A 12543-nucleotide genomic window follows, 5' to 3' on the forward strand; every position below is an offset into this window, starting at 1 on the left:
GTCGATTCCCGCGCTGTGGGCCGCGCAGGTGGCGCGCACGCCCGCGGCGGTAGCGCTGACCTGCGCCGGCCGTTCGATGACCTACCGACAGCTCGACGAGTCCACCAACCGGCTGGCGCACCTACTGACCGGGCATGGCGTGGGACCGGGTTCAGTGGTGGCGCTGCTGTTTTCGCGCTCCGCCGAGGCGATTGTGTCCATGCTGGCGGTGCTGAAATCCGGGGCGGCGTATCTCCCGATCGACCCCGGCCTGCCGGCGGCCAGGATCGAGTTCATGCTCGCCGATGCGGCACCCATCGCCGCGCTCACCACCCAAGTGCTGGCTGAGCGCTTGCGGGGGCACCGCATCCCAGTCATCGACGTCGAGGACACCGACCTCTCCGAGTACCCGGACACGGCGTTGCCCGCGCCGACCGCCGAGCACGTCGCCTACTTCATCTACACCTCGGGTACCACCGGTGTCCCGAAAGGCGTTGCCAGCACGCACCACAACGTCACCCAACTGCTCCGGTCATTGCCAGCGGAACTACCGTCGGCGGGAGTGTGGTCGCAATACCATTCCTACACCTTCGACTTCTCGGTGTGGGAGATCTGGGGTGCGCTGCTGCACGGTGGTCGGCTGGTGGTGGTGCCCGAGTCGGTAGCCCGCTCACCGCATGACTTCCACGCCTTGTTGGTCGCCGAACGAGTCACCGTCTTGAGTCAAACCCCGTCGGCGCTCGGAGTGCTGTCACTGGAGGGACTGGATTCGGTGACGTTGATCGTTGCGGGCGAGGCCTGCCCGCCGGAACTCACGCAGCGGTGGGCACCGGGGCGGGTGATGATCAACGCCTACGGCCCGACCGAGACCACCATCTACGCGTCGATGAGTGCGCCGTTGCGCGCCGCGCCGGCCCGACCGCCCATCGGATCACCAGTGCCCGGAGCGGCAGCTTTCGTCCTGGACGGCTGGCTGCGCCCAGTGCCGCCCGGTGTGGTGGGGGAGTTGTATGTCGCGGGCCATGGGGTTGGGCTGGGCTATTGGCGCCGATCGGGGTTGACCGCCTCGCGATTTGTGGCGTGCCCGTTCGGCGCGCCGGGCACCCGAATGTATCGGACCGGAGACTTGGTGTCCTGGGGTGCTGATGGCCAGCTGCGGTATGTAGGGCGCGCCGACGAACAGGTCAAGATCCGCGGCTACCGGATCGAGCTCGGCGAAATCCAGGGCGCAATACGCGGATTGGACGGAGTTGACCAGTCAGTCGTCGTTGCCAGGGAGGACCGTCCCGGTGACGTGCGTCTGGTCGGGTATATCACCGGCACCGCCGATCCATCTGCAGTGCGGGCCGCGCTGGCCGATCGACTGCCGCCGTATATGGTTCCGGCTGCGGTGATGGTCGTCGACGCGTTGCCGCTGACCGTCAACGGCAAACTCGACGTCCGCGCGCTGCCGGCTCCGGACTACCAGCGCGGTGCTCACCACCGTCCGCCGGCCGGCCCCATCGAGGAGCTCATCGCCGGCAGCTTCGCCCAGGTACTCGGATTCGACTCGGTCGGTGCCGACGATTCGTTCTTCGACCTGGGCGGCGATTCACTGTCGGCGATGCGGGTGATGGCCGCGATCAGCGCAACCCTGGACGCTCGCCTCCCCGTGCGCGCGTTGTTCGAGGCACCGACGGTGGCCCAGTTGGCGTCCCGCATCGGCGCGGGCCAAGGTGGCCTCGAGCCGCTGCGCCCAGCGCCGCGGCCGGCCGTGATCCCGCTGTCCTTCGCCCAAAGCCGGCTGTGGTTCTTGGACCAATTGCACGGTCCGTCAGCGGTTTACAACATGGCGGTAGCACTGGAGCTGCGCGGTGAACTCGATGCGCAGGCGCTCGCTGCGGCGCTGGCCGACGTGGTGGACCGCCATGAAAGCCTGCGTACTCGGTTCGTCGCGGTCGACGGGTCACCTCGGCAGGTGATCGTCGCTGCCGACAGCGCCGAGGTGGGCTGGCAGGTGGTCGACGCCAGTGGATGGTCTCCGGGCCGCCTCGACCAAGCCGTTGGCGCCGCGGCGCGGCACCCGTTCGATCTGGCCAACGAAATCCCCATCCGGGCAACGCTTTTCCGCATCGCCGACCGGCACCACGTGCTGGTCGCCGTGCTGCACCACATCGCCGGCGACGGCTGGTCGGTCGGTGTGCTGGCCACCGATCTGAGTGTGGCCTACGCCAGCCGGTGTGCGAGGTCGGCGCCGGACTGGGCCGAATTGCCGGTTCAGTACGCCGATTACACGCTGTGGCAGCGGACGAACCTGGGTGATGTGGCCGACGGTGAGAGCCCGCTGGCCGCGCAGTTGCGGTATTGGGAACAAGCACTCGCCGGCCTGCCGGGGCGCCTGCAGCTGCCCACCGACCGGCCCTACCCACCGGTTGCCGACCACCGTGGCGGCAGTGTGCCAGTGGACTGGCCGGCGCAGTTGCAGCAGCGGGTGAGTGCGGTGGCCCGCGAGCACAACGCGACCAGCTTCATGGTGCTCCAGGCGGCCCTGGCGCTGTTGCTGTCCGAACTGAGCGCCAGTTCCGATGTGGCAGTTGGTTTTCCGATTGCCGGGCGCGGTGATCCCAAGCTCGATGAGCTGGTCGGCTTCTTCGTCAACACGTTGGTGTTGCGGGTCGACCTGGCTGGAGATCCGACGTTCGTCGAGCTGCTCGCCCAAGTGCGACAGCGCAGCCTGGCCGCCTACGAGCATCAGGACGTCCCGTTCGAAGTGCTCGTCGACCGGCTCAATCCCACCCGGTCACTGACCCATCACCCGTTGATCCAGGTCATGCTGGCGTGGCAGAACAACGCCCGCGGCGACCTGGTCCTGGGAGATCTGAACGTCACACCGATCCCGGTGGATACCCACACCGCCCGCATGGACCTGACCTTCTCGCTGGCCGAACGCTGGACGGACAACGGTGAGCCCGCCGGCATCGGCGGCGCGGTGGAATTCCGCACCGACGTGTTCGATCCGGCGAGCATCGAGAAATTGATCGAGCGGTTCTGGCAGGTGCTGACCGCCGTGACGGCCGATCCTAGGCGGCGCGCGTCGTCGATCGATGTGCTCGGTGACGATGAACGGAAACGACTCGACGACTGGGGCAACCGGGCGGTACTCGCCCAGCCGGCCCCCTCGGGAGCGTCGATCCCGTCGCTGTGGGCCGCGCAGGTCGCGCGCACACCCGACGCCGTGGCCCTGGTATACCAAGAACATTCGTGGACCTACCGCGAGGTCGACGACGCCGCCGACCGGCTGGCGCAGGTGCTGGCCAGTCGCGGGGCGGCGCCGGGGCGCTGTGTGGCGCTGCTGTTGCCCCGGTCTGCCGACGCGATCGTGGCGATCGTGGCGGTGCTCAAGACCGGAGCTGCCTATCTGCCTATCGATCCGGGTCTGCCGGCGGCGCGGGTGCAATTTCTGCTCGCCGACGCCGCGCCAATCGTGGCGGTGACCACTGGCGCGCTGGTCCAGCGGCTGGACGGCCAGGACATGGCGGTGATCGAAGTCGACGACCCCGACATCCCGACGTGTCCGCGCAGCGAACTAACCGCCCCAGCGGCCGACGACATCGCCTACCTTATCTACACGTCGGGCACCACCGGCGTGCCCAAGGGCGTTGCCGTCAAGCACCGCAACGTCACCGAGTTGATCGGGTCGCTGCGGACCCACCTGCCCAAGGCGGGGGTGTGGTCGCAATGGCACTCGTTGGCCTTCGACGTCTCGGTGTTTGAAATCTGGGGAGCGCTGCTCGACGGCGGCCGACTGGTGGTGGTGCCCGAAGGGGTCGCGCGTTCCCCCGAGGACTTCCACGCACTGCTGGTCACCGAACAGGTAAGTGTGTTGAGTCAGACGCCGTCGGCCTTCTATGCGCTCCAAACCGCTGATGCGCTCGCCGCCCCGCAAGGTAATCGCCTCGCTTTGCGGGTGGTGCTGTTTGCCGGGGAAGCGCTTGCCCCGCAGCGTCTTCGGACATGGCTGGACCGTCATCAGCCCGGACCTCGGCTGCTCAATCTGTACGGGACCACCGAGACGACGGTGCACGCCTCGGTGCGGGAGATCACCGCCGATGATGTGGCGGCTGCCGTCAGCCCGATCGGGGGACCGCTGACCCACCTCGGCTTCTTCGTACTGGATCGGTGGTTGCGGCCGGTGCCGGTCGGCGTGGTGGGCGAGTTGTATATGGCCGGTGGCGGTTTGGCGGATGGCTATGTGCGCCGGACCGGGCTCACCGCCTCGCGGTTTGTCGCGTGCCCCTTCGCCGGCGGCGGAGCTCGGATGTATCGCACCGGGGACCTGGTGTGGTGGGGTCCGGACGGGCAGTTGCGTTATGTCGGGCGCGCCGACGAGCAGGTCAAGATCCGCGGCTACCGCATCGAACTGGGTGAGGTGCGGGCGGCGATGGCCGGGGTGGCCGGGGTAGACCAAGCGCTGGTCATCGCCCGCGAAGACCAACCCGGCGCCACCCGTCTGGTGGGTTATGTCACGGGAACGGCAGACCCGGCCGATATCCGCGCGCGGCTGGCCGACCGGCTGCCGGCCTACATGATTCCGGCGGCGATAGTCGTCCTCGACGCCGTGCCGTTGACTGCCAACGGCAAACTCGACACCTGCGCCCTGCCGGCGCCGGAATACCAAGGCGCCCAGCAGTACCGGGCCCCGGGCAGCATGGTCGAGGAGATGCTTGCCGGCATCTACGCCGAGGTCTTGGGATTGGAGCGGGTGGGAGTCGACGAGTCGTTCTTCGACCTGGGCGGCGACAGCATCATGTCGATGCAGGTGGTCGCCCGGGCGCGGGCGGCCGGCCTGCTGTGTCGGCCGCGTGACATCTTCGTCGAGCAGACCGTGTCCCGGCTGGCCCAAGTCGCCGCGTTCACCGAGGCCGCCGGGGACGCCGCGGTCGACGACGGTATCGGCGAAGTCGTGGCCACGCCGATCATGCAGTGGCTGCGCAGCATGGGTGGCGCGATCGACCAGTTCAACCAGACGGTGTTGGTGCAGGCTCCGACTGGGGTCACCGAGTCCGACATCGTGACCGTGCTACAGGCCTTGCTGGATCGGCACGCCATGCTGCGGCTACGAGTCGACGACCAGGCCGGGCAGTGGTCTTTGCGGGTGCCCGCGGCCGGTTCGGTGACCGCGGAGGACCTCCTGCACACGGTCGGCGCGTTGTCCGAAGAGGCGCTGATCGCAAACCGTTGCCGATTGAACCCGGCGGCCGGGGTGATGCTCAGCGCGTTATGGGTCCCCAGCACAGGTCAGCTGGCGTTGAGCATTCACCACCTGGCGGTGGACGGTGTGTCCTGGCGAATCCTGTTGGAAGACTTGAACATCGCGTGGGTGCAGCACCGCGCCGGTCAGCCGGTGGCCTTGGCCGCGCCAGGCACGTCCTTCCAACGTTGGGCGTCTCTGCTCGACGACTACGCCAACCGCGCCGACGTCGTGGACCAGGCGCAGGCCTGGCGCGAGGTGGCCGCCACGCCTGCCGCGCTCCCGGCGGTGCAGCCCGCGGTCGACACCTTCGCCACCGCCGGGCAACTGACGGCGCTCCTGGACGTCGAAACCACCCGCCTGCTACTCGGTGCCGCCCCGGCGGCATTCCATGCCGGCGTGCACGACATCTTGCTGATCGCGTTCGGGCTGGCCTGCGCCGAATCGCTGGGCACCCGCGGCGCGCCCATCAGCATCGACGTGGAGGGTCACGGACGCAACGAGGACCTGGCCCCCGGCCTCGACCTGTCGCGCACCGTGGGATGGTTCACCACCAAATACCCAGTGTCACTTGGTGTTCGCGCGGTGAGCTGGGATCAGGTGGTGGCCGGTGGCGCGGCCTTGGGCGCGGTGATCAAGGACGTCAAGGAACAGTTGCGCGCCCACCCCGACGGCCTGACCTACGGACTGCTGCGCTACCTCAACGCCGGCGTGGATCTGTCCGGACCCGACCCGGCGTTCGGGTTCAACTATCTGGGACGCCTCGGGGTCAACGCGCCGTCCGCCGGTGATCTCTGGCGGATCAGCCACCAGGGTGGCGAGCTGATCGGTGCGGCCACAGCGGTGGCCATGCCGCTGATGCACGCCGTCGACCTCAACGCCGGCACTGTCGACACCGACGCCGGCCCGCACCTGCGCGCCGACTGGATGTGGGCGCCGTCGGCGGTTGATCGCGCGCGGGTCAGCCAGCTCAGCCAATTATGGTTCGACGCCCTGCGCGGAATCTGCCGTCACGTGCAGCGCGGCGGCGGCGGGCTGACGCCGTCGGACATCGCGCCTGCCCGGCTCAGCCAGCAGCAGATAGACGAGTTGTCTCAACAACATTCGATCGCCGACATCTTGCCGCTGACCCCGCTGCAGCAGGGGCTGCTGTTCCATGCCAGCACCGCACACGGCGCCGACGACGTGTACGCGGTGCAGCTGGAGGTCACGCTGACCGGCAACCTCGACCCGGACCGGCTGCGCGAGGCGGTGCAGACCGTGATCACCCGCCATCCCCACCTGGCGGCCCGATTCTGTACGCAATTCGACGAGCCGGTTCAGATCATCCCGGCCAACCCGACGGCGGCGTGGCGATACGTCGAGTTGGACAGCCAAGACCGCGACCCGCAAGCACAGATCCAGCGGGTGTGCGCCGCCGAACGGGCCGCCGTCTGCGAACTGGCCGGCGATCCGGCCTTCCGGGTGGCGTTGATCCGCACCGGCGACGGCCGGTACCGATTCGTCCTCACGAATCACCACATCCTGCTCGATGGCTGGTCAATGCCGATTCTGCTGCGAGAGGTCTTCGCCAGCTACCACGGCCAGTGGCTGCCGGCAGCCGGGTCCTACCGCAGCTTCCTCACCTGGCTGGTCGACCGGGGCCGCGAAGATCGCCAGGCCGCCGTGACGGCGTGGCGCGAGGTGCTGGACGGGTTCACCACCCCCACCCTGGTCGCCCCGCCGGATCGGTTAGGCGTGGGCAGCCGGGGCAGCACCTCATTGCGGGTGCCCGTCGCCACCACGCGAGCCCTCGGTGAGCTGGCGCGGAGCAACCACACCACCGTCAACGTCGTGCTGCAGGCCGCTTGGGCGCAGGTACTGATGGGGCTGACCGGTCACCACGACGTGGTCTTCGGTGCCACCGTCTCGGGCCGGCCGGCCGAGGTAGCCGGCGCCGAATCGATGGTGGGCCTGTTCATCAACACCGTCCCGGTGCGGGCGAGCGTCACGCCGGCCAGCACCACCACGGACCTGCTCGCCCAGTTGCACCACAGGCAGAACCACACGCTCGAGCACCAGCACCTGGCGCTGGGTGACATCCACCGCATCACCGGTCACGACCAATTGTTCGACACCCACTTCGCCTACGAGAACTACCCCGTCGACACCGGCGTGCGGTTGGGTGATGACGACCTGGCCATCACCGACCTCACCACCCGCGAGAGCACCCACTACCCGCTGGTGGTGCAGGTCGCCCCGGGCCGCGAAATGGGCATTCGCCTCGACTTCCGCGCCGATATCTTCGACGCGACCCTTGTCGAAACGCTGCTGCAACGGTTCCAGCGGATCTTGACGGCGATGACGGCCGCGCCGACGGCGCCGTTGTCGTCGATGGACCTGCTGGAACCCGACGAGCACGCTCGCCTCGCCGACTGGGGCAACCGCGTGGTGCTGACCCAGGCGGCCGCCCACCCGGCGACGATTCCAGCCTTGCTGGCCGAGCAGGTGGTGCGCACTCCGGAGGCAGTGGCGCTGTCCTACCAGGGCACGTCGATGACCTACCGCGAGTTCGACGAGGCGTCGAACCGGATGGCGCACCTGCTTGCCCGTCATGGTGCCGTCCCGGGACATGTTGTCGCACTGCACTTTTCCCGTTCCGCGCAAGCCATAGTGGCGATGGCGGCGGTGCTCAAGACGGGCGCGGCTTATCTGCCGATCGACCCGGCGTTGCCCGCCACGCGGGTGGCTTTCCTGCTCGCCGACACCGCGCCGGTCGCCGCGATCACCACCGCAGCGTTGGCCGAGCGGCTTGGGCCTGACCTGACCGTGATCGACGTCGACGACCCGCGGATCCTGACCTACCCGGGCACGACGCTGCCCGGCCCGCGCGCGACCGGGGACGACGTCGCCTACATCATCTACACCTCCGGCACCACCGGAGTGCCCAAGGGGGTCGCCGTCACCCACCACAGCGTCACCCAGCTACTGGAGTCGCTGCACGCGCCGCTGCCGGAGGCGGCGGTGTGGTCGCAGTGTCACTCCTACGGATTCGACGTTTCGGTGCAAGAAATCTGGGGTGCGCTGCTCGGCGGCGGGCGCCTTGTCGTGGTCCCCGAAGCGGTGACACGCTCACCGGAAGATCTGCAAGCATTGCTGGTCGCTGAGCAGGTCAGCGTGCTCAGCGTGACGCCCACCGAACTGGGGATGTTATCGCCCGAGGAGGTCGGGCCGGTGGCGTTGGTGATCGGTGCCGAGGCCTGCCCGACGCAGCTGGTGGACCGGTGGGCGCCGGGGCGGCTGATGGTCAACGTGTACGGACCCACCGAGACGACCATCGATGCGTCCATAAGCCAACCGCTGCAGGCCAATTCGGCAGCACCCCCGATCGGCGCGCCGGTGTCCGGGGCGGCGTTGTTCGTGCTGGACCCGTGGTTGCGGCCGGTGCCGGCCGGGCTGGTCGGTGAGCTCTATGTGGCCGGCCGCGGAGTGGGCGTCGGATACTGGCGTCGGTCCGGACTGACGGCCTCGCGGTTCGTGGCGTGTCCGTTCGGAGCGGCGGGCGCCCGGATGTATCGCACCGGAGATCTGGTGCGCTGGCGTGCCGATGGGCAACTGGAGTATGTGGGCCGCGCCGATGAGCAGGTCAAAATCCGCGGCTATCGCATCGAGCCGGGTGACATTCAGGCGGCGCTGACGCGGCTGGACGGTGTGGAGCAGGCGGCCGTCATCCTGCGCGAGGACCGGCCGGCGGACAAACGTCTGGTGGGTTACGTCACCGGGTCGGTAGACCCGACCTCCTTGCGGTCCTCGTTGGCCGAGCAGCTGCCGTCCTACATGGTGCCGGCGGCAGTGGTGGTGCTGGATGCGTTGCCGTTGACTGTCAACGGCAAGCTCGACAAGCGGGCTCTGCCGGCGCCGGAATATCAGCACGGTGACCGGTATCGGGCCCCGGCCACGCCCATCGAGGAGACGCTGGCCGGCGTCTACGCCCGCGTGCTCGGGCTCGACAGGGTCGGCATCGACGACTCCTTCTTCGATCTCGGGGGAGATTCACTATCGGCGATGCGGGCGGTCGCCGCGATCAACGCGGCGCTCGATGCTCAGTTGGCGGTGCGCACGCTGTTCGATGCGCCGTCCGTCAGCGAGTTGAGCCAGCGGCTTGGTGACCGGATTTCCAGCGAGGCAATGGCATCCGGCATCAGTTCACCCGGCGACCCGCGCTTCGAACTTGTGCACGGGCGTGCGCAGGACCTCACCGAGGTGCGCGCGAGCGACCTCACACTGGACAAGTTCATCGACGCACCGAGGCTGCTCAGCGCACCGACGCTGCCGGGACCGAGCGCCCAGGTGCGCACGGTGCTGCTGACCGGAGCGACCGGCTTCCTCGGCCGTTATTTGGTCTTGTGTTTGTTGGAACAGATGGAGTTGGCCGACGGCAAGTTGATCTGCTTGGTGCGCGCCGATTCCGATGAGAATGCGCGTCGCCGTCTGGAGCGGGTCTTCGACAGCGGTGATCCAGAATTGTTGCAGCACTTCCACGAACTGGCCGACGATCATCTGGAGATCATCGCCGGTGACAAGAGTGAACCGAACCTTGGCCTGACCGAAGCGGTTTGGCAGCGTCTCGCCGACACCGTCGATCTGATCGTCGATTCGGCTGCCCTGGTCAATGCTGTCTTGCCCTATCAGGAGCTGTTCGGGCCCAACGTAGCCGGGACCGCTGAGCTGATCAAGATCGCGCTCACCACCAGGCTCAAGCCCTACACGTACGTGTCGACCGGTGACGTAGGCGCCCAAATCGACTCAGCGGTGTTCACCGAGGATGCTGACATTCGAGTGATCAGCCCGACCCGCAGCGTGAACGGCAGATTGGCTAACGGTTACGGCAACAGCAAGTGGGCCGGCGAGGTGCTGCTCCGCGAAGCCCACGACCTGTGCGGGCTGCCGGTCGCGGTGTTCCGCTGTGACATGATCCTGGCCGAGGCCACCTACGCCGGCCAGCTCAACGTCACCGATATCGTCTCCCGGGTGGTGCTGAGCCTGGTCGCCACCGGCATCGCGCCCCGCTCGTTCTACCGGCTCGACTCCGACGGCAACCGGCAACGCGCGCACTTCGACGGTCTGCCAGTCGATTTCGTCGCCACCGCGATCACCGCGCTGAGCACCTGCGAAGGCAACGAATTCCAGACCTACCATGTGATGAACCCGCACGACGACGGCATCGGGATCGACGAATACGTCGACTGGTTGATCGAGGCCGGATGTCCTATCCAGCGCGTCGACGACTTCGGGGAGTGGGCGCAGCGGTTCGAGACCGCGCTGCGCGCCTTGCCGGATCGCCAACGCCGGCACTCGGTGTTGCCGATGCTGCTGTTGCGCGGAGCCGAACATCTGCGACCGCTAGAGCCGGTCGTGGGGTCGCTTGCCCCGACCGACCGCTTCCGGGCCGCGGTCAAAGAAGCGAAGATCGGCCCCGACAGCGACAACCCAGACATACCGCATGTCACGTCGTCGGTGATCGTCAAATACTTCACCGACTTACACCGGCTCGGGCTGCTCTAGGCGCCACGATGCTGACTTTGCTTCGCGCGCATTGGGTGTCGATGACGGTAAGCGTCTTGCTGCTCGTCGCCGCAACCGCGCTTGCCCTGGCCCAGCCGCTGCTGGCCGGCCGGCTCGTCGACCGGGCAGTGGCAGGCGCACCGATTCTTCTGCCGGCCGCCGCGCTGGTGGCCATGCTCGTCGGACAGCTGTTACTGGAGTCGCTGGGACACTTCCAGCTTGACCGTACCGGCGAGAAGATCGTGCTGCGGCTGCGCGACACCTTCGCCAATCATGTTGTGCGGCTGCCGATCGGCGTGCTGGACCGGGGCCGCACCGGCGACCTGCTGGCCCGAGCCACCAACGACGCGGGACTGTTGCAGCCGGTGCCTCGCTCCGTCGGTGACCTCGTGTTCGGCGCATTGATCATGTGCGGCGCAGCTGGGTTCATGCTCACCATCGACCCGCTCACCGTGGTCGTCGTGGTGGTTGTCATGGCGGCGGGATACGCCGCCGGCAGTCCGTTCCTGTCCAGGATCCAACGGGCGTCCTTGCATCGCCAAGTAGCACTGAGTGACTACACGGCGGGATTGGACCGGGCGCTGGGCGCGGCGCGGACCGTCAAGTTGTTCGGAGCCGAAGAACGCGAAGCGAAGTCGATTGGCGTGCCCGCCCGCGCCGCCTACCGCTCTGGCGTCCACGTCGCCTCGTCGACCGCGGTCAACTTCGCGCTGATCCGGTTGGGCATCTTCGGTGCGTTCCTGACGATCATGATCATGGACGGACGCCGAGTCGCCGGCGGCGCCTTGCCCGTCGGCCAGTTCGTCAGCCTGTTCGCGTTCGCGATGTACGCCGTCTTTCCCGTCACCGCCGCAATGACCGCACTGGCCAATCTGCGCACGTCGGCCGGCGCGTACCAACACTTCGTGGCTACCCTGCGCGAACTGCCCGAAGGCGACCTGCCGACGGTGATCAGCGCGGCCGGTGGCGTGCCGGACCCGCAACAAACCGCGGAGTTGGTCGAGTTCGACCACGTGTCCTTCTCCTACGACGGCGGATCAAAAGTCCTCGACGACGTCTCCTTTACGCTGCGCCGCAACCAGGTCACCGCGCTCATCGGACCTTCGGGCGCCGGGAAATCGACCATCCTGGCGTTGCTGTGCCGCTTCCACGATCCGGACACCGGCGCGCTGCGCTGGCAAGGACATGACTTCCGCAGCATCCCGCTCAACGACCTCAGGCGCCGACTCGGGCTCCTGGAACAGGACGCCCCGGTGCTGCACGGCACCATCCGGGAAAATCTCCTCATCGCCAACCCGGACGCCAGCGAAGCCGACCTGTGGACAGCCCTGAAACAGGCCAACATCGACCACGAAATTGCCCGCCTCCCCGCGCAACTCGACACACCGGTACTCGAACGCGGTCGCGGCTTGTCCGGTGGCCAACGCCAGCGGCTCGCGCTGGCCCGCGCCTTTCTGTCACGTTCGCAACTCATCCTCATGGACGAACCCACCGCCCACCTCGACCGTGCCAACGAGTACGACGTCATGAGCAACGTGTTACAAGCACGCGGTCAGCGCAGCCTGGTGGTGGTGGCCCATCGGCTCTCCACGGTCACCAACGCCGATCAGATCCTCGTGCTGCAGCAAGGCCGCATCCAAGCCGTCGGCACGCACACCGAGTTGCTGAGCAATGCCGTCTACCGCGAGCTCATCGAGCACGAGCTCGCCCACCGATGAAGGCGAGCTGACCCGCTGTGCTATCCCGAATCGCTCGACTCGCGATCTCAGCTCCCCGCCGGGTCCTGGGCG

At 67.7% G+C, this 12543-nt stretch carries 2 protein-coding genes; both read left to right on the forward strand.

Going from position 1 to position 12543, the window contains the following annotated elements:
• Positions 1 to 10753, forward strand: a 10753-nt coding sequence (locus A9W95_RS16070; protein WP_067414610.1) for a non-ribosomal peptide synthetase, incomplete at its 5' end; no start/stop codon positions are given.
• Between the two features lie 8 nt (positions 10754 to 10761).
• The gene (locus A9W95_RS16075; RefSeq protein ID WP_067414613.1) at positions 10762 to 12471 is read left to right on the forward strand and encodes an ABC transporter ATP-binding protein; all 1710 of its coding nucleotides are present in this window, start codon (positions 10762 to 10764) and stop codon (positions 12469 to 12471) included.
• The last annotated feature ends 72 nt before the right edge of the window (positions 12472 to 12543 follow it).

This window comes from Mycobacterium sp. 1423905.2, assembly GCF_001673155.1.
In the GTDB taxonomy this organism is placed as follows: Bacteria; Actinomycetota; Actinomycetes; order Mycobacteriales; family Mycobacteriaceae; genus Mycobacterium.